Source organism: Cloacibacillus sp. (genome assembly GCA_036655895.1).
Taxonomy (GTDB): Bacteria; Synergistota; Synergistia; order Synergistales; family Synergistaceae; genus JAVVPF01.
This window is the reverse complement of the sequence record JAVVPF010000004.1, coordinates 1-26,726: the sequence shown is the minus strand read 5'-3', so window position 1 is coordinate 26,726 and position 26,726 is coordinate 1. Positions and strand designations below refer to the sequence as shown.

Annotated in this window: 21 protein-coding genes; 20 read left to right on the top strand and 1 reads right to left on the bottom strand. The window is 46.4% G+C overall.

Going from position 1 to position 26,726, the window contains the following annotated elements; genetic code table 11:
- The first annotated feature begins 133 nt into the window (after positions 1-133).
- The 20 genes from RRY12_02380 (at position 134) to RRY12_02285 (ending at position 26,275) form a co-directional block, all read left to right on the top strand.
- The gene (locus RRY12_02380) at positions 134-1,471 is read left to right on the top strand and encodes an MmgE/PrpD family protein (GenBank protein MEG2183499.1); all 1,338 of its coding nucleotides are present in this window, start codon (positions 134-136) and stop codon (positions 1,469-1,471) included.
- Between the two features lie 27 nt (positions 1,472-1,498).
- Complete coding sequence (locus tag RRY12_02375) at positions 1,499-2,956, top strand: trimethylamine methyltransferase family protein (protein ID MEG2183498.1); 1,458 nt, start codon at positions 1,499-1,501, stop codon at positions 2,954-2,956.
- 51 nt (positions 2,957-3,007) lie between these two features.
- The gene (locus tag RRY12_02370) at positions 3,008-3,649 is read left to right on the top strand and encodes a corrinoid protein (GenBank protein ID MEG2183497.1); all 642 of its coding nucleotides are present in this window, start codon (positions 3,008-3,010) and stop codon (positions 3,647-3,649) included.
- Positions 3,650-3,675: 26 nt separating this feature from the next.
- Positions 3,676-4,914: an NAD/NADP octopine/nopaline dehydrogenase family protein gene (locus tag RRY12_02365; protein MEG2183496.1), complete on the top strand. Its 1,239-nt coding sequence runs from the start codon at positions 3,676-3,678 to the stop codon at positions 4,912-4,914.
- Between the two features lie 146 nt (positions 4,915-5,060).
- Positions 5,061-5,966 carry a DMT family transporter gene (locus RRY12_02360; protein ID MEG2183495.1) on the top strand — a complete coding sequence of 302 codons (906 nt, stop codon included), beginning with the start codon at positions 5,061-5,063 and terminating at the stop codon, positions 5,964-5,966.
- 92 nt (positions 5,967-6,058) lie between these two features.
- Positions 6,059-8,050, top strand: a complete 1,992-nt coding sequence (locus RRY12_02355) for a hydantoinase/oxoprolinase family protein (protein MEG2183494.1) — start codon at positions 6,059-6,061, stop codon at positions 8,048-8,050.
- A 25-nt stretch (positions 8,051-8,075) separates the two neighbouring features.
- A complete protein-coding gene (locus RRY12_02350) occupies positions 8,076-9,668 on the top strand; it encodes an ASKHA domain-containing protein (GenBank protein ID MEG2183493.1) in 1,593 nt (530 codons plus the stop codon).
- Between the two features lie 15 nt (positions 9,669-9,683).
- Positions 9,684-10,433 (top strand): hypothetical protein, encoded by a 750-nt coding sequence (locus RRY12_02345; protein ID MEG2183492.1) that lies wholly within the window; start codon positions 9,684-9,686, stop codon positions 10,431-10,433.
- A 2-nt stretch (positions 10,434-10,435) separates the two neighbouring features.
- Positions 10,436-11,164, top strand: coding sequence for a hypothetical protein (locus RRY12_02340; protein MEG2183491.1), 729 nt, complete (start codon positions 10,436-10,438; stop codon positions 11,162-11,164).
- Between the two features lie 228 nt (positions 11,165-11,392).
- Complete coding sequence (locus RRY12_02335; protein ID MEG2183490.1) at positions 11,393-12,091, top strand: GntR family transcriptional regulator; 699 nt, start codon at positions 11,393-11,395, stop codon at positions 12,089-12,091.
- Positions 12,092-12,179: 88 nt separating this feature from the next.
- Positions 12,180-13,280, top strand: a complete 1,101-nt coding sequence (locus RRY12_02330; GenBank protein ID MEG2183489.1) for a Xaa-Pro peptidase family protein — start codon at positions 12,180-12,182, stop codon at positions 13,278-13,280.
- A 197-nt stretch (positions 13,281-13,477) separates the two neighbouring features.
- On the top strand, positions 13,478-14,803 hold the full coding sequence (locus RRY12_02325) for an MFS transporter (protein MEG2183488.1): 1,326 nt from the start codon (positions 13,478-13,480) through the stop codon (positions 14,801-14,803).
- Between the two features lie 150 nt (positions 14,804-14,953).
- On the top strand, positions 14,954-16,396 hold the full coding sequence (locus RRY12_02320; protein ID MEG2183487.1) for a trimethylamine methyltransferase family protein: 1,443 nt from the start codon (positions 14,954-14,956) through the stop codon (positions 16,394-16,396).
- A gap of 33 nt (positions 16,397-16,429) precedes the next feature.
- Complete coding sequence (locus tag RRY12_02315; GenBank protein ID MEG2183486.1) at positions 16,430-17,071, top strand: cobalamin-dependent protein; 642 nt, start codon at positions 16,430-16,432, stop codon at positions 17,069-17,071.
- A gap of 11 nt (positions 17,072-17,082) precedes the next feature.
- Positions 17,083-18,474: a uroporphyrinogen decarboxylase family protein gene (locus RRY12_02310; protein MEG2183485.1), complete on the top strand. Its 1,392-nt coding sequence runs from the start codon at positions 17,083-17,085 to the stop codon at positions 18,472-18,474.
- 44 nt (positions 18,475-18,518) lie between these two features.
- Positions 18,519-19,916, top strand: coding sequence for a sodium:solute symporter family protein (locus tag RRY12_02305; GenBank protein MEG2183484.1), 1,398 nt, complete (start codon positions 18,519-18,521; stop codon positions 19,914-19,916).
- Between the two features lie 1,052 nt (positions 19,917-20,968).
- Entirely contained in the window at positions 20,969-22,201 is a 1,233-nt protein-coding gene (locus tag RRY12_02300) for an amidohydrolase family protein (GenBank protein MEG2183483.1), read from the top strand.
- A gap of 47 nt (positions 22,202-22,248) precedes the next feature.
- A complete protein-coding gene (locus RRY12_02295; protein MEG2183482.1) occupies positions 22,249-23,664 on the top strand; it encodes an AbgT family transporter in 1,416 nt (471 codons plus the stop codon).
- A gap of 141 nt (positions 23,665-23,805) precedes the next feature.
- On the top strand, positions 23,806-24,480 hold the full coding sequence (locus RRY12_02290; GenBank protein ID MEG2183481.1) for a GntR family transcriptional regulator: 675 nt from the start codon (positions 23,806-23,808) through the stop codon (positions 24,478-24,480).
- 331 nt (positions 24,481-24,811) lie between these two features.
- Positions 24,812-26,275, top strand: a complete 1,464-nt coding sequence (locus RRY12_02285; protein ID MEG2183480.1) for a carbon starvation protein A — start codon at positions 24,812-24,814, stop codon at positions 26,273-26,275.
- Positions 26,276-26,368: 93 nt separating this feature from the next.
- Here the strand turns inward: RRY12_02285 and RRY12_02280 are convergent.
- On the bottom strand, positions 26,369-26,726 hold a 358-nt coding region (locus RRY12_02280), incomplete at its 5' end, for a hypothetical protein (protein MEG2183479.1).

The following is a 26,726-nucleotide window of genomic DNA, read 5'->3' as shown; positions in this document are numbered from 1 at the left end:
AAATTTATAGAGTTATCCCCCCACGATGTTTTACCTATATGTATGCGCCTTCCCTTATCTATAAAAATTCAATATTTATAACTAAAAAGCCATGCTATCACCGCGGGCTTTTTAAGGGGTGCTATTTATATCAATGAAAGAATATCTCAACGGACACAGTGAAAAACTATATGAATATGTTTTGAATGAGCGTTATTCCAAGGCTCCCAAGAGTGTGCAGATCATGTTAAAAAGGATAGTGCTTGACACTTTCGGCGCTATTATTGCCGGTACGGAAGCACCTGTTAGCCGTATCACGCGCGGCGTAGTAAATCAGCAGTACGCGATTGGAAAATGTACGGTGCTTGGACAGGAGCAGCAGCTTTCTATGATAGGGGCTTCGTTTGCTAACGGAGCGTCTGCGAACGCTTTGGATTGCGATGACGGCAACAGGCCCACAAAAGGCCATTGCAGCGCGTCGATTCTTCCGGCCGTATTTGCAATGGCAGAAGAGATGCAGCTTTCAGGCGAACGTTTCTTGGACGCTCTTCTTGTCGCTTACGAAATCGGAATAAGAGCGTCGGTGCTTGCCCATAAATTGCGTCCCGATTATCACTCTACTGGTTCATGGAGCGGGTTGGGGATCGTTGCCGCGCATTGCAATATTAAAAAATATGATATTGAGACTTTCTTCCAGGGATTGGGGATCGCAGAAGGATGGGGCGCGTACTCTCCTATGATGCGTGGTGTAGATTATCCCAACATGTTGAAAGATGCGATAGCGTGGGGCAGCATGTCGGGAACCGTCTCCGCTTTGATGGCGGAAAACGGGCACACAGGAATCCCTCCTCTTTTTACATTTAAAGAGGCCGAAGAAGAAATAGATACTCTCGGAAATAAATATCGTGCTGAACAGAATTATTTTAAGCCATTCTGCGCCTGTCGTTGGACGCATGCCGGCGCTTATGCGGCAAAAGATTTGATGGATAAATATCATCTAAATACCGACGATATTACAGAAATCAAAATATGTTCGTTTATGGAGGCAATCAGGCTCCCCTATTCGGAACCCTCCAATACAGAGAACGCGCAGTACAATATAGGTTTCCCGATCGCCTCCTATCTCGTTTATGGTCAGGTTGGCCCCCGTCAGGTCCTGAATGAATTTAAAAATGAAAAAATCCTCGCTTTGATGTCAAAGATGAAGGTCGAACATGACCCTGAGCTGCAAGCGCTGTTCCCCACAACCACTAAAACACGCCTTGTGATAACTATGGCTGACGGCAGCATCTATGAAAGTGACGCGATGCAGCCGGAAGGGGATTATAACTACAAACCCTTTGATGATGCCGCAATAAAAGAAAAATACGAACGATTCGTCATTCCGGTGTTAGGTGAAAAGAAAACACAGGAATTCTATGAAAAGGTAATGGAAATGGAGCACTTTGATAAAGCGTCCGAGATACTAAGCGGGCTTGATTTAATCAGTTAGCGGGAAAAATACCAGGAGGAGATACAGATGAGGAAGATGAAAAGAGAGAGTGTGAAACATTATATTTCACCAGAATATAAGCTCCGCATTCTCAACAATGAAAAATGTCAGAAAATAGATTCGTATGCACGGCGGATCATGGAAGAAGTGGGGATGATAATCGGAGACGATACTGTTCGTTCTTTACTTCTTGACAACGGGGCAACGGAAATTGGAAAAGGATATATTTCCATACCGAGCTGTATGGTGGACAAAGCGCTTAAAAGCGTCCCATCAGGATTTAAACTATATACCGTCAACGGCGAGCTGGCTATGGATGTTAATAAAGTGAATAAATACTTTGGCGGGTCCACCAGCAGCCTGTCATATGTAGACCCTGTGACCAGCAAAATCACCAGTCATACAATGGAGACCTCCTCCCACGTAGCCAAGGTGGCTGATGCGCTTCCAAATGTAAATTACCTTGCGAGTAATGGTCTGATATCAGACTGCCCTCCCACTATAGCCGGTCGTATGAATTTCTCCAATACGCTGAAATATACCACGAAGCCCATGTATTTCAGCCCGGACTATGCCCCTACGTATAGAGACATCATTGATTTGGCGAGGGATATAAAGGGCGGAGCCCAGGGACTTAGAGAAAAGCCGTTTATCTTTGGATATTGCGAACCAGTCCCTCCTTTTAATCACAGCGGGGACAGTCTCAAAAAGCTGATGATGTGTTCTGAGGCCGGCGTGCCTTGCGTCTACATGCCATATTCGATGCGTGGCGGCACCTCCCCGATTTTTCTCGCGGCTGCTCTTGCTCAAAATTTTGCGGAAATTCTTTCTGGTCTTGTGATCCAGCAGTTGGCGTATCCTGGCGCTGCGTTTATTGCAGGCAGTATGCCGACGATTCTGGACATGAAAACAACGACGGGTTCATACGGCGCGCCGGAGTTCCATTTTGGAATAGCCGCCTCAGCTGAGATGGCAGATTATTACAATATACCGTTCTTTGGCACAGCCGGATGCACAGATTCTCAGAATCTTGATATGCAGGCCGCCTCAGAGGTTACGATGGCTCTTCTTTCTACCGCGCTTACCGGCGCCGATATCGTTCATGACTTTGGTGTTATGAACCATGCCTCAGCGATATCCCCGGAATTATATGTGTATACAAATGAAGTATTGGATATGTTGCGGGTCTATCAAGGCGGGATAGATTGTTCTGACGAGGCGTTCCTCTTTGAGACGATTAAAAAGGTCGGCCCGAGAGGACACTATCTTGAAGAAGATTCAACTCTTGAGAATTTTAAATCAGTCTGGTATTCAAAAATATTTGACAGAAGCCTCACTGGCGAAATTGCGGCGGATGCATTTAGTAAAAAGATAAAGGATAAAACACTGGAGCTGATAGAGGCTCCTGTCAATCCAGAAATCGACCCGTCAATGCTGCAGATTCTTGAAGAGCATGAAAGTAAGTGGAGAAAACTGATCGATTGACGCACCAAATATTAAAACAAATACATCACATTTTAGAGAAGGAGAATAAAAATGAGTCAACTATTTGAGACTATAGCAGAGGCGCTGGTCGATGGTTCTGTAAGTGTGGTAACGACTAATGTGCAAAAAGCGATCGACGAAGGGATCCCTGCGCAGGAAATATTAAACAAGGGTCTGCTTTCCGGTATGGATGAGGTCAGCGTCCTTTTTAAAGAGGGGGAGATGTTTGTCCCTGAGGTCTTGGTTTCCGCAAAGGCGATGCAGGCTGGCGTGGCGCTTATAAAGCCGCTTCTTTTAGCCTCTGGAGCAGAGGCTTCCGCGAAGATACTGATGGTTACCGTAGAGGGTGACCTGCACGATATAGGCATAAAACTTGTCGGTATGATGTTGGAGGGGGCCGGTTTTGAAGTTATCAACATCGGTGTAGACGTCCCTGCGGCTAAGATCGTGGAGAAGGTCAAAGAAATCAAGCCGGAAATATTGGGGCTCTCCGCAATGCTTACCACCACTATGGCAACCATGAAAGATGTAATAGACGCACTAAAAGAGGAAGGGCTTACAGATAATATGCCGGTAATGGTTGGCGGCGCTCCGCTTTCTCCGATGTTTGCGGATAAGATCGGTGCAAATTATTCGTCAGATGCTAATGAAGCCGTAACTGTTGCAAAGCAGCTTTTGTCTCTTTCTAAATAAATTGACTGAATATGGAGGTTTTTGAAATGAGTAAGATGGATTATCTTAAAGATATGCCAATCGCGGTACTGGGTGGCGGTGCTGTTGGAAAAACTTGTGCTGCGGATATGAAACTGGCCGGCAGGGAGGTTCGCCTCTTTGACATGTCGCCATTTGCAGAAAAGACTCTGGCGCACCTTGACAAGACCGGAATAGAACTCGACGGTATTCAGAGGAACCTTTATGGTTTCAATCGTTCTGGAAATGCTAAATTTGACATGTTGACAAGCGATATGGCGGAGGCTGTAAAGGGCGCTGGACATATTGTTGTAGCTGCCCCAGCTTTCGCGCATGAACACTTTTTCCGTCAGTTGATCCCTCATCTTGAAGACGGACAGGTTATAAGCATTTTTACAGATAACTTTGCATCGCTCATCTTGCGCAAGATGATGAGGGAGGCCGGGTGTCAGAAAAAGGTCATTGTAGGCGCATGGTCCAGCGCTCCCTACGGAACGCGCATAGAGACGGTCGGCGGTATGATGCTTCCCCATGTAGGTGTGAAATACCGTGCAATAACGCTTCGTGGCGCTACGCTGCCGATGACGGATTGGGAGGATTTTGTAGAAGCCTCAAAATCTCTGCCCTGTATTGATGCGGTGACGTATGGAGACGGCGCTTCAAAAGGCAATACCGTCCTTGACATTGGCTTTGCCAACATCAATCCCGTCATTCATGTTCCAGCCTCTCTCCTTGGTGTTTCAACTATGGAGAACTGGGGAAAAATATTCGGCAGCTTTGATAAAAGCGGCTACTCTATGTATGCGCATGCTCTCTGCCCTGCTATATGCGAAGTTCAGTATCAGTTCTACAACGAAGAGATAGCCATTGCTGAAGCTATTGGTGTCGGCGTCCCGAAGTATTCGTATGAGTCGTTCTTTAACCGCCGCAGTATTCTGGCGCAGGAGTATATGGGGCTTGACAAAAATGGCAAAGATAACATGTGGCTGCCGCTGGATGAACCTACGACGGAGGCAAACACAGGCCCCAACAGCATCCATCACAGATATATAACCGAGGACGTCCCAGTTGGCTGCAAAATCTACCATGAACTTGGGAAGGCTTATGATGTCCCTACGCCTATTATTGATTCCATGATTATCCTTGCGGGCGCTATGCATAAGAAAAATTTCTTTAATGAGGGCTACACGCTCGAATATCTTGGCATAGACAATATGTCAAAAGAAGCGCTGCTTGACTATCTGAATAACGGCGCGTACAGAAAATAACTACCGAATCGTTTTCACGATGGCTGTAAAGATGGCGGTTGAGCTTTCATCCGTATCTTTACAGCTTTTTTGTTTGAGCTTGCTTTTGAAACTGCAGGTAGGCTGTATGAATATTATATTGATTAATGATGCTGCAGGGGAGCGTTATGACATATATTAAGGGTGTAGTTTTTGTGATTCTAGCCACACTATGCTGGGGAAGCGGTAGCCCTATAGCTAAATTGATGGTAGCGGCGGATATTCATGTCATTTCGGTCCTCATCATCAGGAATGTACTTGTTGCGTCCATTCTCGGAGTATGGCTTTATTGCATCAAGAAAGAGGACCTTGTGTCTGTGTTCAGGAACGATATGAAATTTTATGGGAGTGTATCCTTCTTTTCAATTATGTGCAACACAGGGGGGTATGCGATGTCATTGATTTACCTTTCAACTTCGGAAGCAATAATATTACATTATACCTTTCCATTGTTTACCATGGTTATTTCCCTGTGGGCGGCCCATGAAAAGCCGGTCCTGCTTGATTTTATAGCTGGCACATTAGTAATTGTGGGCGTCTATATTGGAGTAGCTTGCGAAAGTTATGGAAATAGGTCTGGAATATCGATTGCTGGCGTCCTTTGGGGGTTGTTGTCCGTCTCCGGAATCAGTCTGCTAGTGATTACAACAAGGGAAAAGGCCAAAAAAGGAGATGTTGACCAGTGCAAAATTTTATTTTATGGCAATTTATTCGGTGGGTTTGGGTTGTTCATCTGCAAGTCGTTTTTTTTAGGCTGGGATGATATCGGCAATTTAACCTTTTTTTATTTAACAGTGACCATGCTTCAAGCCGTGATGAGCACTTTGCTTGCATACGCTCTATTCTATGCTTCATTTAATTGCATCCCGGCTACTTTAGTAAGTATACTCTCCGCATTTGAGATAGTCGTCGTCTTTTTGCTCAGCGCCGCGATAGTTGGCACATTTCCAACCTTGCATGAGATAATTGGCGGCCTGTTGATTATTATTGCCATCATAGGCTCCACTATAAAGGGAACGAGCAAACCGATATAATAATATTTTAAATATATCCTTAAGCCATTTGAAATATTTATTTCTTCGGTGTGCTATAATGAAAATAATATTTTATGTAGGGAAGTGGTGTTTTGGTTTCTCAAGCAATGCGCAAAAAAGGCATATTAGGCATCGATGCAGGCGGAACCTTTACAGACCTTGTTTTTTTTGAAGATACCGAGGCAGGTGTCGTTGCTAAAGTAAAGACGCCCACACTGCATGACGATTTAATAATGACGATTGAAAACGGATTACGACTGATTCTTCAGCAAATCCACCCAGAACAGGTACAAGCCGTAAATCTCGCCACTACATTGGCAACCAATGCGATAGTAGAAGGCAAGCTCCGCTCTAGCGCCCTAATTTTAATAGGGTATGCGGACGACATCGTTGAGAAATATAAAACTGAGAAAAAATTTGGCACAGACTTCGTATATCAGGTAAAAGGCGGTCATGATGCTAAAGGTAATGAAAACGCCGCTTTTGATGAAGAGGCGTTTGTAAAGATATGTAAAGATGAGCTGCACAATGTGAGTACGGTGGCAATTTCCGCCTATTTTTCGGTCCGTAATCCCTCGCATGAATTACGAGCCAGGGAACTTGTCTGTGACCTCCGTCCTGATATTGTCGTTACATGCGGTCATGAACTGGCGACAGATTTGGATGCGCTGAAAAGAGCTACTACCGTTGCGCTAAATGCTGGCTTGATACCCATTATCATAGACCTCCTCAACTCCGTCGCAAAAGTTTGCGGCAAATATGGCGTCGTGGCTCCCATTATGGTGGTACGTGGAGACGGCTCTCTCGTTAGTATGGACTGGGCGCGTGTCCATCCAATAGAGACGGTGCTTTCCGGCCCTGCCGCCAGCGCTCTTGGAGCCTGTTATCTATCGCGTGCCGCAGAGCGCAAAAACCGATCCTGTGTGGTTGATATCGGCGGCACTACGACAGATATCATCTATCTGAATAAAGATGGAAGGCCTGCGCTTTCGACAGATGGCATCACCGTAGGAGGGCACCGGACTCTCGTAAAATCAATTGATATACTGACCTTTGGCCTTGGAGGAGACAGCAGGGTAAGGTTTTCAAAAAAACAAGAACTGCTTATAGGCCCTGGCCGCGTAAGATCTCTTTGTTCTGCCGCTTCGGAATATCCTGTTATCTCCGAGTATCTTGAAGAATTGTCAACCCGCTCAATACAACAGGAACCTCTTATCGTTTTTAAAGGAAGCGAGGCTTTGGCGGTCACGTTTTTTGAAAAAAACATACTCTCAATGCTTCAAGATGGTCCCCTGCCCGTGAATAAACTGTTGGAAAACGAACGTCTTTTCAATATGGCGATGGTGCAGCTTGATGAGATGGAACAGAGAGGGCTTATACAATTCGCCGGTTTTACGCCCACAGATGCCCTTGCTGTACTTGGGAAGATTAGTAAATGGGATAGACGGGCTTCCGAATTTGGAGCCCGCATCCTTATGGCGGAGACTAGAGACACGACCGAAGATATTTGTCGTGAAATATGTGAAAAAGTTAGCCGCCTTGCGGCAAAAAACGTTTTTATGAAGAGTCTCTCAAAAGAATTGTTCCACTACGCTAAAGGAGGGGATGGGGAGCGATTGATAGACTATGCCCTTTCCCCCGCATTAAATGGAGCTTCGGCCATACAGCTTAAACTTAATGCTGATCTTATTGGTGTCGGAGCGCCTTCGTGGGCATTTATAGAAAAAAGCGCGGAGCTGCTCGCTCGACGGTCGATTTTACCTACCGACGCTGAAGTGGCTGGCGCGGTCGGAGCGGCTGTCGGCACATTCTATTTGCGATATGCGGTACTCATCGCGCCACTGCAGGCCGGAGGGTATCGAGCCCATTTACCGATGGAGATACGGGATTTTGAAGTACTCGAAGAGGCTGTCCTTTGCGTTATCAACGACGTTTGTCCGTGGCTTACAGAACGTGCGAAAAACGCTGGGGCAAAGATCCCGTTGATCAGCTATCAACGGGAAGATGAAGATGTAAGGATAGCCGGTGGTGCGCGCAAAGTGCATTTATGCACTCATATATATTTTACTGTTACAGAACAGTAACTATTATTGAAGGAGCTGACGCCTATTGCAGAACTCTTCAGGCAGCGTCCGTTTTTGCGAACAAAACATGAATGTGGAGCTCTGCGGCGAAAAGGATCTTCATGCACTCGCATGCAGGGCGGGTGTGGATATATCACACCCATGCGGCGGCAAAGGCATCTGCGGAAAATGCAGGATGGCTGTAGGTGGTACATCCCAACCTTATACCGAAACTGAAATGAGGATTCTGACAGCCGATGAGAGAAAAAATAATATTCGCCTTGCATGTCAGATAAAACCAGAAGCCGGGATGACTGTAGCGTTGGTTGATAGAGCGGATGAGTCCATGCAGATACTCCACGGGTTAGGCTGCGGAACGGAGATGGTTGTGGAGGCAGCGTTCTCCCACGCTAATCTTGGCGTTGCGCTTGATATTGGCACTACCACACTTGTAGCCTACCTCATAGATACAGTGCGCGCTGCTGTTCTTGCGGTAACTTCCGCGGTGAATCCTCAAACAATGTATGGCGATGATGTAATATCAAGAATAAGTTACATAGTTGACAATCCAGAAGGCCTTGTTGTCCTTAATAAGAAACTAATACATACTGTTAATGACATGATAAGGAATCTGCTGGAAAAGAACGGCGCCCAACCTGTAAATCTGTCTCAAATCATAGTTTCTGGCAATACAACCATGGAGCATATCTTTGCCGCCGTGGACCCCCAAAGCATAGGTAGAGCGCCATTTCGCCCACCTTTTATCAGCCTCAACGAGATAAAGGCGTCTAGCGTTGGACTGAACGTCGTCCCGAATGCTAAAGTCAGTTTTATTCCTAACATATCCGGGTTTGTAGGCGGTGACATAACGTCTGGGATCTTCTATTCTGGCATGGTGGAAAGCGAGAAGCTGTCTTTGTTGATAGACATAGGTACCAATAATGAAATGGCGCTTGGCAACAGCTCCTATTTATTGTGTTGCTCGGCGGCGGCAGGGCCGGCCCTTGAAGGGGCTAAGATCTCTCAGGGAATGCGTGCTTCGTCCGGTGCAATAGATACTGTGGCAATTATCAACGAAGAGGTGGATTGTACTATAATAGGCAACAGGCCCCCGAAGGGAATATGTGGCTCTGGCCTTGTTGACGCTATCGCTTTGATGATAAATGAAAAAATAATCGAAACAAATGGTAAGTTCGCTTCATTATCTCAAGGGTCTTTATATCATAGGATGGATAGAAGGAACAAGAGATTCCTGCTGACAAATACCACGGATCCAATTTATATAACTCAGAAGGATATTCGTGAGATACAGCTTGCCAAGAGCGCAATAGCTACGGGGATAGAAATCATGCTGCAGGAGGCGGGAAAAGATCTAAAAGAAGTTGAAAAAATATATATGGCTGGCGCCTTTGGTAATTATATTAATATTCACAATGCGCAAACTGTCGGGATGCTGCCAATGATATCGGATAAGAAAATTCATCCAATAGGTAACAGCTCCGGATTGGGCGCCATGAAACTTCTATGTTACCCGCAAGGATTAAAACGCTGTTGCGAGATCAGCGAAATGGCGACGCATATAGAACTGGCCACGCATAAAAGTTTTCAGGAATTGTTTGTAAAAAACATGCTGTTCTGAGGAGAGGATGCTGTCGTGGAGACTATAACGCTGGATACGATACATTTTACCGCGTCCGATATGTTTTCAAGATATCCGGAAGATAAACGAAAAAGATCCGTCTCACGGGAAATGACAGACGCTGCGGAAAGGGCGTATGCAGAGGGCGTAAAATGTGTTGCAATGCGGTCGGCCATAGAGATCTACCCAACAGTGGAGTGCAGCAGCGCAAATGAAAATATTGAACTGTATATTTCTGAGCGGCTCACAAAACAAGTGCATCTAGGTCGTAGCGTAGGGTATATGATTCCGGCTAAAGAGATTGCCGTGGTACTATGTACTGTAGGTGCGCCGCTGGTTTTGCTCTTGCAGAAATATGCCAAGGCGAATGATTGTCTTATGATGTATTACATTGACCTTTTCGGCATACTTGCCTTGAATGAACTTGCAGCCGCCATGAGAAAGTATGTGGAAGATATAGCTGCTTCAAAGGGATGGGGGGTTGGTCCGTCTATGAAACCAGGTTCAGCTGCCGGATGGGGAGTTGAAGGGCAGCGTGAGCTTTATAGCCTTGGACATGGCGAAAATATAGGATTGACAATCAACGCAGCCTCCTTTTTGATTCCCCACATCTCAAACTCCTTCATAGTAGGGCTCGGTCCTCACTACTTGTCAAATCATGTAGGTTCGCTATGCTCTGAATGCCTAAGGTATAGGGAATGCCTATGGCGCAGAGAAAATATAGAGGAAGAAGCTAATGGAACGCAAAATAAAAGGAGCCTATAGCAATGAAAATACTCACACTTGATGAAATCACTTTTACCCCCCAGGCAATGTTTGCGAGGTCTCAGAAAAGTCGCCGTAGAAAGTCCCCGTCTTCCGAAATGATAGAGGCGGCAGACAGAGCGTATTTAGAGGGATTAAAGTGCTTGGAGATGCGGTATGTCGTCGAAATATATCAAAAATTGGAAAATGAAAGTGACGCGGAAAATATAACCCTCTCTCTTCCTGGAGGCAGCGCGGAAATTTTACATGTGGGCCCCCGCGCCGGTTATCTGCTCCCCGCTAAAGAGATTGCTGTAGCGCTCTGCACCGTGGGAACTCCCCTTATCTCTCTGATGAATAAATATGGAGAATCTGGAGATTGTCTTATGATGTATTATCTTGATCTTTTTGGTGTGTTGGCTCTATCCGACGTATCCACGGCGATGAGAAACTATGTGGCAGACGCGGCTTCCGAGAAGGGCTGGGGCGTAGGGCCATCAATGCAGCCTGGTTCTGTCGCGGGCTGGGAGGTTTGCGGACAGCGCGATCTGTACAGGCTTGGATACGGCGAAAAGCTAGGTCTGAGTATTAACGACGCTTCCTTTTTGATACCGCATATCTCAAATTCATCGTTGATAGGCCTAGGGCCGCACTATTCAGCAAACCATGTGGGGTCGATGTGTCACGAGTGTCCCCGACGGGAAGAATGTTTGTGGCGGCGAGAAAATATAACAGAAGAAAATCAAAAGTAACAAATTGAGGGCTCAGCGTGATAAGCTGAGCCCTCAATTTTTATCCATCGATTAAAGTTATGTCAAATTATTTAAAAAAATATTTAATCATTGCAATATGGGGATTATTATGATAGAATCTTTTAAAACTTCAACATCTGATATCTGTTGTATCAGATATCAGATATCAGATGTTGAAGAAAAAATATCTCTAACGCTGAAGAATGCGAAGGTGATTTTGTGAATATCATGGCGCCTAAGTTCTATACAAAACCACTCAGAGAACAGGTATGCGACTATCTGAAAAAAGAGATAGGCTCTCACCGGATTCGTCCGGGCGATACGCTGAACCTGAGAGAGCTGAGCTCGGAACTGGGAATCAGTATTACTCCGCTGCGGGATGCACTGCTCCAGTTGGAGTGTGAAGGAATGGTAAACATTCTGCCGCGCAAGGGGATAGTCCTTCGGGAATTCTATCTGAAAGATATAGAAAATTATTATGACATGATAGCCACTCTTGAATGCCGCGCGCTGGAAACTGCAGTATTTAATCTGACTAAGGAACACCAGAAAGTAATGCGGGAGATCAACGAACAGATAAGAGAGTGCGCTTATACAAAGGAGTTCGACAACGGCAGAGCGCTCAACAAAACATTTCATCTGCTTTACCTGAGCCTCTCAGAAAATAGTTACATACAGACCTTGTGGTCAAATACATGGTCCCGTTTGTTTTACTGCCCCACAAATATAGTGCATTCTATAGACTGGGAGCTTGTATGTTGCGATCAGCATGACAAGCTTATAGATGCCATTGAAGAGAAGAATCTCCACCACATTTTTTCTTGCATCAAAGATGAACACTGGTCGTTCAAAAAACAGAAAAAGTATATAGTACGTTACTATGATTTCAGTGTAGAAAATAAAACCTCCGAAACATCTGAAGTTTAATTTTAATGAGACAGAAGGTGAGATATGGTCAAAGTTAATGACGTCCGTTTCTATTTCTCATTTATCATGAACAGAAGGAGTGTGTTTGATGAACGTATTTGAAAACCGTTGTAAAAAGGCGTATGAAGCTCTTCAAAAAGCTGGTTTTGAAAAGGCTCTGCTCGGAGATCCGATGTCGATCAACTATTTTACAGGGGTGCATGTCACGCCTTACGAAAGGTTCTACGGCCTCGTCCTGGATGCCACGACTGAAAAGCGTATTATGGTCAATCCGGGAGTTGATAAGGGGTGTATGAAAGGCCGGGTGCAGGAAATTGTCTATAGTGACGCTGACGGCCCGAAAGAGAGCATTAAAAGGGCTGTTGGGGAATGTACGAAACTAGCTGTTGAGACTAAATATTACTCAATGGCTTTAGGTGAAATTTTAAAGGAAGTATGTAACGGCGTCGCAGATATAGGCGATGTGGTCGCCAGGCTGCGTATGTATAAAGATGAAGACGAGATCCGCATCATGCAGCGTGCGGCAGACATCGTCGATGACGCCCTGGTATATATTTCTGATAAAGTGACGGTAGGCATGACCGAGAAGGAACTTAATCTCATGCTCTATACATATATGGCAAAGATCCCCGGCGTCATCACAGACGAATTCATAATTCTGGTACTCGGAGCCGAGAATTCGGCTAATCCGCACGGGGTATCTGGAGATTATACTTTTAAAGAAGGAGATATCATCCTTATCGACTTCTGCGCCTATTATGAGCACTACTGGTCCGATATCACGAGATGCTTTTTCTTGGGACACATAGGTAATCATGAACTGGAAAAGATATACAACATCGCTAAAAACGCGAATCTGGCGGCTATCGCTGCTGTGCAGCCTGGCGTCGCCGCGAAAACGATAGACGAAGCCGCAAGAAAATATATAACCGACGCAGGCTATGGAGAATATTTTCTGCATAGGACGGGACATGGTTTGGGCCTCAGCGTTCACGAAGAACCGTATATAACGCCAGTCAATGATCTTATCCTGGAAGAGGGAATGACTTTTACCATAGAGCCTGGCATATATCTGGAAGGTATAGGCGGTGTGCGTGTTGAAGACGATATCCTGGTTACTAAGGACGGATGCCGCGTGCTAACGCATACATCAAAGAATTTATGCGACCATCTTCTGAAATGTATGTAAAAACAGAAGCGTCGCGCAGAAAAAGTATTAAATCATGAGGAGCGATACTATAAAGGTGGAGGCTCATGTCGTAACGGGAGAGAGCCTGGGAACTTTCTCTATTTAAAAAATTACAACATGCGCCTTTGGGACAATGCTCAAACCACCGAAATATAGTGTAACCGAATCCTCAAAAAAATAAAAGGAGGATGTTACTGATGGTCGGCACAACTTCTGCAACTGGCAGCAGCCTAAAAAGAAATATGCCCACATTGCTGATACTTATCGTTTCTGGAGCGTTGATTTACGCGCTTCCGTATTTCAGATATTACTACTATGATGCTTTTGTAAAACTTTTTAACATCACCAATACCCAGATGGGTGCTCTTGGAAGCGCCTTCGGCGGAACAGCCATTATAGGCTATATGTGCGGAGGGTTCTTTGCCGACCGGTGGCCTACGCGTTATCTGCTGACTATCTCTTTGGTAACGACAGGGCTGTTGGGCTTTGTTCTGCTGACATATCCGCCCTACCCCGTCGTTCTTGGGATACATCTCGCCCTTGGTATTACCTCCATCGTAACCTTTTGGAGTGCGCTTGTTAAGGCTATCCGTTCTCTCGCCAATTCGGACGAACAGGGAAGGGCGTTTGGCCTCTTCGAAGGTGGCCGTGGAGTTGTCAATATGGTGCAGTCAGCACTGATTCTTTCTCTTTTCGGATATCTTGCCGGAAAATTCAGCGACAAGACAGCACTCTCAGCCGTCATAACGGTCTATTCCACAATTTGTCTGTTGCTGGGGCTTCTTGTCTATAAAATGTACAAAGATCCCGAGGTGCGCGAGGGAGAAAAGGTGGAGCTTTCGAAAAAAGTTTTTGACAAAAAAGCTTTCATGAAAGTTGCGAAGATGCCTACGACATGGCTTTGCACTATCATTATTTTCACTTCGTACTCAACCATCATCAGCTATTTTTATATTACACCTTATGCCACGCTCGTATTCGGAGCCTCGGCGGTATTTGCCGCAGCGATGGGATATTTTTCTCAATATTGCCGCCCTGTAGGATGTTTTGCGACCGGTGTGATAGCAGACAAGGTCGGCTCATCGAAGATGCTGACGGTGCTCTTTATTATAATGACAATAGGTCTGGTCTCACTTGTAGTGATGCCTGGCAAGCCCTCCGTCATTTACTTGCTCCTTGTATTCTGCGCCGCAATATATGCTTCTATGTACGGTATCCAGTCTCTCCATTTCGCAATCTTGGAAGAAGGCGATTACCCGCTCTCAACAACGGGAGCCGCGACGGCTATCATCACTCCTCTTGGCTACAGCACCGAAATGATCATGCCGATAATTGCCGGTATCTGCCTTGATTCAAACCCCGGAGCCGCTGGTTATAAGATATTTTTTAGCATACTTATTGGACTTAGCGTGACCGGCCTTGTAACATCGCTCGTATGGCAGTATGTGACGCGCGAAAAACGAGCCCTGCTCAAAGAACAGAAAGCCGCAAAAGAAAAAGCAATGGCGGCTGAAGCTGCCTAAAGCCCTAAACCACCTCTCGCAAATCCAAGGGCTGCCTCAACTAAAGAGGGGATCATTGGTTCGTACCTCATCAATGATTCCCTTCTAGACCTCTTATTCTTAATTTTCGATCCTGACGAAATTTAATACTCAATCGAAGGAGTGAGCAAAATGACTTTTGATGAAAAATTACAGAAGATTCACGAAGCCTCTATACAGTTGCTTGAGAAAGAAGGCATCCGTTATCCGAGCCCTGAGGCGCTTGCCATATTTAGAAAACACGGCGCGGCCGTTGATGGTGATATCGTCAAAATAGATGAAAAGACACTGATGAAATACGTGGAAAAAGCGCCTGCCAGATTTACAATAGAGGCGCGCAACCCGAAATACAATGTGGATATGGGAAGCGGCGCGCATTACGCCATCCCCGCTTATGGAGCGCCCTATGTACAGGATTTCGACGGCAGCACCAGATATTCTACGCTCAAAGATTTTGTGTATTTTTTTAAACAGATAGAGTCGCTTGACGATTTTAATGTCAATGGCGGCATCCTTTGCCAGCCAAATGAATACGAGGCTTCTGTCGTCACTCTGTTGATGTGGTATACACTGCTGCGCGGATCGGAAAAGGTGCTATTCTGCCCAGCTGGAGGAGAGAAAGAAACGCGGACGATGATGGAGATGGCCGCGGCACTCTTTGGAGGCAAAGAGGAGTTCAAAAAGAGCCCCAAAACAGTCTATCTTGTGGACAGCCTCTCTCCGCTGCAGATGGACGCAAGAACTGTAGATGTGATCCGCGTACTCGCCGAGTACCGCCAGCCATTCTCGTTCACATCGGGCGTTATCACTGGCCTGACAGGTCCTGTAACACTTGCCGGTGCAATTGCTGTAGGAAACGCGGAGATACTTTCCGGGATCGCACTCGCTCAGATGATAGAAGAAGGCGCCCCCGCCATATATGGTATTCCAGTGAGTGGTGCAGACATGAAGACGAGCCGCGCAATTTTTGGGGCGCCGGAGATGTGCGTAGGCATACGCTACGCCGCGAAGCTCGCTAAATTTTACAACCTTCCAAGCAGGGGGCCCGCAGCAATTACTGACGCGGCATACCCCAGTATGCAGTCAGCTTTTGAATCAATGATGACAATGTCTACCTGCTTTTACGAGGGGCTGGATTTTCTTCTGCACACAGCCGGCTGTCAGGATAGTTTTAACTCGATGTCTCCAAAGAAATTTGCCGTGGATGTGGAACTTTTCCGCAGGATGTCCTATCTCGATAAAGACATCACAGTCACCGACGACACACTGGCGGTTGAACTCACGATGGCGACGGGACAGGGAGGAAACTATCTCACCTGTGACCATACTCTTGGCAACTTCAAAAAATCGCTCTATATCCCCCAGATAGGATTGCGCTACGCGACGGATCAAGAAAAAGAATTTGACGCGCAAGTGACAAAGTTTCTCAAGAAAAACGCTGAGAAATACGTCCTGCCTCAAATAGAGAAACAAACTCTCGCGGAAATACGCTCTGCGGCCGTTGCTTTCGGTGTCCCAGAGGATTGCCTGAATACGGCGGACCATCTGTTGCAGGAAAAATTTGAGATAATCTAACGCCGAAATATTGGATAAGGGGGGTACTCTATTATGGTAAATGAAATACTGGCGGCTATCGCAGAATCTGTGCTTGACGGCAATGTTTCCAAAACAAAAGAAAATGTCGCCTCGGCCAGCGCGAGCGGAATAAATGCTTCGGCGATACTTAACGACGGGTTGATAAAGGGTATGAATGAGGTAGGAGCGCTTTTTCGTGACGGAGAGATGTTTGTTCCTGAGGTGCTGGTTTCGGCCAAAGCGTTACAGGCCGGCATTGAAATAATAAAAGAGGACCTTGCCGCCGGCGGTGTGCGAAAAACCGGAAAGATACTCACGGTGACAGTAGAGGGAGACCTTCATGACATCGGCATCAAACTTGTAGGGATGATGCTTGAGGGCGCGGGATTTGAAGTGCTTCACATGGGGGTAGATAAACCGGTGAAAGAGATCATAGAAAAAATCAGGGAATACTCTCCTGACATCCTTGCCATCTCTGCGATGCTCACCACCACTATGTCCACCATGAAAGATGTTATCGACAGTGTTGTCGAAGAGGGGCTAGGCGCTCATGTGGCAATAATGATAGGTGGAGCTCCTACCTCTCAGCCTTTTGCCGACCAAATTGGCGCAAATTATTCAGCAAATGCCAGCGAAGCTGTAATTGTCGCCAAAAAACTGATGAACATGGCGTGATGGTGATAGCCATGACAGATAAAACAAAAAAACAGAATGGAAAAGAGCTCGTCTTTAAATCACTGCGCTGCGAAGAGGTGGAGCGTGCGCCGTGGGTGCCGTTTACCGGAGTTCACTGCGCGAAGCTGCTTGAGATGGACGCAACGGAATACCTTCTCTCTCCCGAGAATATGGTGCGCGGTGTGACGGCTGCCGCGCAAAGATATCTTGCAGACGGCGTCTGCTCTGTATTTGATTTGCAAATAGAGGCGGAAGCGCTGGGGTGTTCTTTGAAGTGGTCTAAAAACAATCCTCCAGCGGTGGCTTCGCATGTGCTTGAAACAAAAAATATAGAAGAGCTCCCTGTTTTTACAAAGGAACTCGGGCGCATCAGGGACGCGCTTCGGACGACTGCGGTATTGAAAGAGACGTTGGGAGCAGATACTGCCATCTTTGGCCTGATTTGCGGTCCTTTCACGCTGGCGCTGCATCTTTCTGGTGCAAGCTTTCTTACGGACATGATAGAAGCTCCGGAGAGAGCACAACGGGTCCTCGAATATTGTGCGGATGTTGTGAAGAAAATGGTCGCATGGTACGCGGAGGCGGGAGCGGACGTTATAGCGCTGGTAGATCCGATGACGAGCCAGATATCTCCGCGCCATTTTAAAAAATATGTGACCAATACCGTTGCTCCTGCGATAGGAGAGGCGAAGTCCCGTGGAAAATTTGTGACGCTCTTTTGCTGCGGAGACGCAACAAAAAATATAGAGCTGATGATGCAATGCGCTCCAGACGGCATAGCCTTTGACGAGCAGGTGAGCATTGCTGCTGCGAGAGAGCTTTCGGCAAAATACAATGTTGCAATAGAGGGCAACATGCACCTTACGACGACGCTGCTCTTCGGCAGCCCGAAAGAATGCGTAGACGACGCCAGGAAGTGCATAGAGGATGGCGGGCGCAGCGGTTTTATCCTTTCACCTGGATGTGATCTTCCATTTGATACACCGGAACGCAACCTTGAGGCAGTCGGCCGATTTGCCGTACTACACGAAGAGGCAGCGTCAGACAGCGGTTTCTTATCGCTAGAAGAGGCGCTTGCCTCATGTGATACAGAGGCGGAGGGATTCGCGGACGTTGAAATCGAAGACGGAAAACTATTTGTTGAAGTGGTCACACTTGATTCTGAAGGGTGCGCCCCATGTCAGTACATGATGGAATCGCTCTTTAGAGTGAAAGACCGTTATAAAGGCAAACTTACCTATAGGGAAACATTGATAAAAAGCCTCGCCGGTATAAAAAGAGTCAGCAGACTTGGCGTGAAGAATCTCCCGTCTATGCTCATAAACAACGAACTTGTCTTTGACAACCTAATCCCAACAGACGAAGAGCTGATCCTCGAATTAGATACAAGAATTGTCAGCTAATACAAAGCACAGGAAAAAGCCCGCTATCAAGGAGGATGATGGACATGGAACTTACAGCATATTTTTGGTTTATTATGGCTTATATCGTGGTAGTGTTATGTTATGGGCTGTATATCGCAAAGACCCAGGTCAAGAATAATGAAGAATTTGTAACATGCGGGCGCAGACTGCCGCTGTGGGTCGTAGTCGGAACTTTGATCGCAACATGGTACGGCGGAGGGGGCATAACCGGGACCGCGAACCTCGTCTACTCTAGAGGTCCGTGGGCCGGCCTCATTTATGAACTGGCCACCCCTGTCGCCATAATATTGGTTCTTTTTCTTGCCGGCAGGATAAGAGAAAACAAGAATATCACTATCCCCGAACTTTTCCGCGAAAAGTATGGAGATGCGGCCGCGGTGCTTGCGACCATCTTTATAGTGCTTGCCTACATCGGCATCTGTTCATACCAATTTAAGGGCGCGGGATACGTACTGAACCTCACAACGGGGCTATCTGTCGAGAGCGGAACGCTGCTTGCCGCCATAGTCATAATATTACTCTCCGTCACTGGAGGTCTAACGTCAGTTGCCTACACCGACGCGGTAAGCGCTATCTTTATATTCGTATCCATGGGTGCCGCGGTTCCTGTGTTGCTATCTCAGACAGGCGGCTTTGAAGGGCTGATAGCCCAAATCCCTGCAAATCATCTGAGTTTTTCGAGCGGAGACAAATTCATAGATACTATAGGTTACGGTGTGGCAACGCTCTTCCTGGCAATGGGCGACCAGAATCTTTTTATTCGGTTTGCAGCCGCAAAAGATAAAAAAACCGCAACCAGGTCTGCGTTTCTGTTCATCATCATCAGTACGATGCTTTCGTGCATGACGGTGTTCATTGCGATGAACGCGATTCCGTTCCTGCCAGATATAAAACCTGACACAGCGTTACTTGCGGTGGCTATGCACAGGATGCCCTTCTTCCTGGGCGGCTGCGTGCTTGCAGCTGCGGTCTCCTTCATGATTACGACTGGCGACTCTTTTCTTTTATCGGCAGGCACCAACCTTACGCATGACGTTCTGGAACCATATGTTATGAAAGGATGCTCTGAGGAAAAGAAACTGAGGACTATCAGGATATTGATCGTCGTCTGCGGAATATTTTCTTATATATTGATCACTACATTTAGAGATATTCTCGGAATAATTATGTATGCCTACACAATATACGGGGCGGCTATCACTCCCGCGCTTGTCGCGGCGCTCTGCTGGCCGCGCGTCACGCGCGCTGCCGGCCTTTCATCCATTATAGCAGGCGGAGCCTCAACACTGATATGGGAACTGTTTCTCAAGAACAGGATATCGACACTAGACAGCGCTCTTGTAGCTGTTCCTATCTCCATTGCCGTGTTGATAACAGTTACATTTCTTACAACACCAGGCTTCAAGCTAACTAAAGCATAGGGGAGACAAAAATGTTCAGAAAATCAAAAGTGGGAAATTATATGACGGTATCAAGGCGAAATTAGAAGAAAATGCCGAAATACTTATTGAGGGTAATATTATACGAGAGGTTGGGCATAATCTTCCTGAACCGGAGGGGACATTACTCATCGACCTCTCCTCGATGACGGTAACTACAGGTATGATAGACGGACATGTACATCCACAGTTTTTTGACTACAAAGAACTTTATAATGAGTACATAAATCTTTCAACGACATTGTTGGCACACGCGAACCAGGTAAATCGGCTGACAGCGCCGGATGGAAAAGGTATTTATTAGAAGATCCAGATGCGTTGAGGGATTGTTCCTTCGTTATGAAAGATGGAGTGGAGTATGCCGCAGAGAGTCGGATATAGCGGCGAAATGGCATCTTGTTTTTCGCTCGTGGAAGTAAACGCTAGTTTATCGGTGTGCCACATGAACACACATAGTTTTATATATTTCTAGTGATATGTATAGCAACCTCCCGCAGTGTCAGTGAGTTATGTTTTTTGCCCGTACTGCCCGTTAGGGCGCAGTTGAGCAATTATTTGCATTGGTAAACAAGACCTGTTGTTACGTTTATAGGTGGTGCCATCTCCTCTGGCCTGTATCGTCGTTTAGCTATGTTGCTTGTGGCACAGCCGGCACGGTAAAAATGTAACTTTATCCGCATTGCTCCTGCGAACGCCCAATGACCGCAGGAGATTTTATCCTTCTGGGCTGTGAGAAGCTGAACGGAGCGTGTAGCGCGCGGCCGTTCAGCTTCGTTCTTTGAATACATTTTGTTGGATTTACCGCGCGGACGAGCCTTCAATCATAGAACAACAGATTTGCAGAACTAAGCGTGAGTTTGAAAATCTTGGACCAGCGACTAGAATTGCCGTTTCAGCGGCTATTTATTGTTATGGTCCAGGGTTGCATACCATACGCGCGCGGTATATAATGCATAATATAGTATATATCGTATATGATATATTGCTATTAAGGTTTGGAACACGGACGACATATTATAAAGAGAGGTATGAAGGTGGACTATAAACTTTTTAATAATGTAAATCTGATAGATGGCAATGGTGGAGAACCAGAAGAAAATATATCTCTTTTAGTAGAGAATGATACTATCAAAGATATTGGGAAAAACCTACATGCGCCAGTTTCTTCGGAGGTGTTTGATTGTCGCGGGAATACTATAATGCCAGGTTTGATAGATGCCCACATGCATCTCGGCCTTGTTGAAATAGAGGTAATAAACCTTTCTCGACGCAATGCTCCAGGGCTGATGGCAGCCAGAATGTTCAAAAATCTCAAGGAGGCGCTGGACCAGGGATATACTTACGCGCGCGACACTGGGGGGGCGGATCTTGGATTTAAACAGGCTGTTGAAATGGGTTATGTTTCAGGGCCGCGTCTTAAAGTTTGTGGGAGCGTTATCGCACAGACTGGTGGGCACGGAGATGACCGTGTAGCCTCGGAGACACGCGTCTATACAGAGCCGTATATGGGCTTTCGTGCAACTATTGCAGATGGAGTGCCGGAAGTTTTGAAAGCGAGCCGTGAGAATGTTCGCCGCGGCGCTGATTTTATAAAAATCATGTGTGGTGGCGGGTGCGCCAGCCCTACTCAAGGACCAGAGACTTCCCAATATACCCTTGATGAACTTAAGGCGGCTGTAGAGGTTGCCGAGTCGGTGGGCAGCTATGTGGCTTCTCACAGTTATTCTAACCGGAGCATTTTACTCAGCGCCAATGCCGGCATACGTACCATCGAACATGCAAATCTTATGACAAAAGAAACAGCGGCTATTGTGGCTCAAAAGGGCTCTTATATCGTACCAACGCAGATAACTTATGAAATAGTAATAGAAAAAAGCAGAGAGCTGATTTCTCCATTTATATACGATAAGTTCGTATCTGTTTGCGAACGCGGGTACGAGGCTATACACAATGCTATGGATGCCGGTATACCTATAGGGGGTGGAAGCGACTTAACCGGAACTAATACGAAATATGCTTCGGGCGCAATAGCCTATCAGGCAAAAGCGCAGGGAGCAATGGGGGCGATAGTTTCTTTTACCAAAACTAATGCGGAGATTTTGAAGGTGGACAATATAACAGGTACGCTCGAAGTTGGCAAACTCGCCGATATTCTCCTCGTCAAAGGCGATCCTCTTGACAATATTAATCTTTTTAAGGATCACCAAAATAATTTGCTTCTTATTGCCCAGGGAGGAAAAATCCACAAAAATCTTCTGAATCGGTAACTCGTTAATTTATGCAAAAAACTTTTGGGTTGGAGGGATAGTTTAAAATGAAAAAATCAATGCTCTCATCAGAAACCGCAAACAAAGGAATCAAAGTACCGCACGTATGGACCATCATTCTATTCTGCCTCATTCTTGCTGGAGTTATGACCTATATAGTTCCCGCCGGTGTTTATGATCGAGTTGAAGTCGCCGGCCGGCAGGTCATAGACCCATCTACTTTTCATTATGTGAAACAGACTCCGGTATCACCCTTTAATTGGTTTGTAGCTATAATAGATGGACTTACCGCTTCTATGGCTATCATGTCTATGATATGGTTCACGATTGCGGCTACCGACGTATATACGGAAAGCGGCACTCTGCATAAAATGGTTGGCTGGATAATGAAAGTATGCCGCGGAAATTACCTTATGATAATGGGTGCTCTTATGGCCTTTTTTGCTATTCGCGGGGCCATGGGAGCTTTTGAGCTTCACATTCCGTTTGTACCGATGACCATAGCATTAGCGCTTGCGTGCGGGTGTGATGTTATGACGGGACTTGCTATTGCTATGATTCCTACATTTGCCGCTTTTGCGTATGGTCCTATTAATGTTTATACCGTCGCCGTGGCACAGGGCATAGCCGGTCTGCCCGTTTACTCTGCGATGGGTTTCAGGGTTGTCGTATGGCTCGTTATGATGGTGGTTACCTTTTGGTTTGTACTGCGATATGCAGCCAAGGTTAAGGCAAACCCTTCCGCAAGTGTGACCGGTTTTGTGAACCCGTCGGCTGCCGATATTGATATTGAAGCGCTTCAGAAAGAAAAGATGACAGGACGTCAAAAGATATTGACTGTAATGCTGCTTGTTACAATCGGACTCCAAATGGTGGGGCCAATGTTGTGGCAGTGGAATTTTGCACAAATAGGAGCTTTGTGGCTAATTTCTGGCATTATTGCAGGAGTTGTAGCAGGTTTCAATAATGAAAAAATATGCGAAATTATGGGCAAGGCCTGCGCCGGTATATTTGTTGGGGTAATATGCATAGGTTTTGCCAGATCGGTATCTGTCGTTCTTACAAATGGAAATATACTTGATACAGTCATTTATGGCCTTTCTATTCCCCTCAAGCAGGTGCCGTCGTCACTCTCTGCTCTTGGAATGCTGATCATTCAGTCGATCATTAATTTCTTTATTCCCTCTGGTTCTGGGCAGGCCGCAGTGACTATGCCAATAATGGCTCCTCTTGCGGATGTTGTTGGGCTTACGCGGCAGACCGCGGTTATGGCTTTCCAACTTGGAGACGGTTTGACAAATATGATAATACCGACAATGGGAGCGCTTGTAGTTTATATTGGAGTTGCTAAAGTCTCATTTTCTACATATTTCAAATGGGTCTTCCCACTATATCTTATGCTAATGGGCGTCGGGGCCGTAGGACTCCTAATCGCAACATTTATTAAGTTAGGCCCATTTTAAAAAATCATTGCCATATTAGTACCTATCTCTGTGGCCGTGTAAGCGCGTGTAGTTTTAGCCGCTTGCACGGCCTTGCCTTTATGGAGAAATATTTTTATAATGGTAGTTGGAGCGTTTCTATGCCCAAATCTGGAGGATTCTATGATGCAGCCATTGATAAAAGTCCCTACTCTGAGCGAATTAGCCTATGAAAGCATAAAAGAACAGATTCTTTCATGCCGTATCCGTCCAGGGGAGAAAATAAACATTGACCACTACTCGGAGAGCCTTGGTGTCAGTACGACGCCAGTTCGAGAAGCGCTTTCGAAACTGCAGCAGGAGGGGCTTGTACACTACATTCCGCGCACAGGGTGGAAAATATCCCGAATATCTAAGCAGGAATTTCGGAAATTACAGGAATTGAAATCGCTGCTCGAAATAACGCTTGCGGAACGCGCGATGCCCTTTATAAAGCCGAAAGATATTCCCCAGATGATAGTTTTAAATAATCAAATGAAAGAGCTATTTAAACCGGGCAGTGATGGAAAACCAGATTTAGAAAAATTGCTTGAAGCGAATGATCGGTTTCATATGTATATATTTAATTTCTATGATAATGACCTCATGATTGAAATACTGCAGCAGACATGGAATAACTTAAGGTACGCAAGACTTATATGGATATCGTCAGAAGAATTCCTGAATAATTTTTACGATGAACATAATGAAATTATTAAATCAATAAAAGATAAAGACGGTGTAGCTCTAAGAAATGCAGTTGAAAAGCATCTTTGTTGCGGTTTAGGATATATGGAAGCCTGCTTAGAGGATAAATGACATAACAAGAGTAATATGCCTTGCCACTAATGGCAGCAGTTACCATACCACCGAACTTTATTAAGATAAGGAACAATCCTATCTTACTTATTCGCAGAGTAATTCTTCATTAAAGTTGCGCCGTCCATTATGTGGCGTAACTGGATTTTAATGGGTAAACGCAAAGCTGGCTGCAACGCTGGCTTTGCGTTTTTTATTATTTGCGCGGGGATAGTTGTTATAAACCAGTTGACGGAAAACCATTTTTCGTACTATTATATTGATAAATAACTGGAATTATTATTTTCTACTGTTCTGCAGAGCAAGAACAGAAAACTAAGGAGGGAATGCAATGATTTCGTTTTTGATCGCGCTGGCATTTCTTATCGGAGGCTACTGTATTTACGGAGCTTATATCGAGAGGCTTTTTTCTCCCGACGACAGAAAGACTCCCGCCGTTCAACATCCTGACGGCGTCGACTATGTGCCGCTTGAAACGTGGAGGATATTCCTTATCCAGGTGCTGAACATAGCGGGGCTTGGTCCTATATTCGGCGCTCTTTCGGGCGCTCTGTGGGGCCCTGTGGTCTATTTCTGGATAGTCTTCGGAACTATTTTTGCGGGCGCGGTGCACGATTACCTTTCAGGAATGCTTTCAGAGCGTCACGACGGCGCCAGCATTTCCGAGATAGTCGGCATTTACCTCGGCCCAACAATGAAAACGGTGATGCGCGTCTTCTCCGTCGTGCTGCTGGTGCTTGTCGGCACCACCTTCTCGACAGGGCCGGCAGGGCTTCTTGCTATACTGACGCCCGAGGCGCTGAACGCTAATTTCTGGCTCGCCGTCATCCTGGTCTACTATTTCCTTGCGACGCTTCTGCCAATCGACAAAATAATCGGCAAGCTCTATCCGATCTTCGGCATAGCTCTCATCGTCATGTGCCTTGGCGTAGGCGGCGGCCTAATTTTCGAAGGCTATGATATGCCTGAGATTTGGGACAATTTCTATAACCAATCGCCGACGGGGCTGCCGATATGGCCGCTTATGTTTATCACGGTCGCGTGCGGCGCCATTTCCGGCTTCCACGCTACGCAGTCTCCTTTGATGGCGCGCTGCCTGAGAAGTGAGCGCGACGGCAGAAAAATATTCTACGGCGCTATGGTGGCAGAGGGCGTTATAGCCCTCGTCTGGGCCGCGGCCGGCGTATCCGTCTACAACGGCACTCAGGGCCTTGCGGCTGAGATGAGCCAGGCGGGGCTTTCCAACCTCGTCTATAATATATGCGTGACGCTTCTTGGTTCCGTTGGCGGCGGACTTGCGCTTTTGGGCGTCGTCGCCTGCCCGATAACCTCCGGCGATACGGCTTTCCGTTCCGCGCGTCTTACCATCGCCGATTGGTTCGGTATCGATCAGAAGCCGAACGGCAAGAGGCTCATGCTTTCCGTGCCCCTGCTGCTCTGCGGCGCGCTCCTTTCGCAGATGAATTTCTCAATAATCTGGCGCTATTTCTCATGGTCGAATCAGACTCTAGCCATGATGGCGCTTTGGGCGTGCGCCGTCTGGCTTGCGCAGAAAAAATCCAACTTCTGGGTGGCTGCGGTCCCCGCTACCTTCATGTCGGCGGTCTCCTCTACCTATATACTCGTTGCCCCCGAAGGCTTCGGCCCGTGTATATCAAGCATGATGTCAGGCACAGCCGGGCTTAAAGGCGCCGCGATGATCGAAGCGGCCGCGAAGTTCGGCTACCCGGCGGGGATACTCTTTGCCGCCGTCTGCTTCGGCACCTTCTATTTCAAGTGCGTGAAAAAGGCATAACGCCCGCGTAAGACAAAGCAAAACTTGCCAAACAACTGACGAGGCCCCGCATCCGTCCAAAAGACGCCGCGGGGCCTCGTGCTCATTTTTGCTCTACAAAGAAACTGCCTGTCGCCTGAGTTCTTCCAGTTCCTTATGTTCTTCTTCAGGGCTTATTTTAGGAAAAGGCAAAGGTGGTATTATGCCAAATCGGCGGTTTGTCTCTTCCCAGTCAGATGGAAAAAGAAAAAGCCCTGGTGGTGTTTGGCGCAGCGCTTCTTTGAAATCCTCATCCGTAAAGCCGAACCTTTCTCGCGCGAGCTCCTCTGTTTCGGTGGTTTTTTTCGCTAAAATAAATACAAGGAGCGCGTTTCTATCCACGTGATGCCATCTGTCGCCCCACCAGAATACATGCTCGTGAGCGAAGTTTCGCAGTTCATTTTCGTTGCAGGCGTTGACGTTCATAATACAT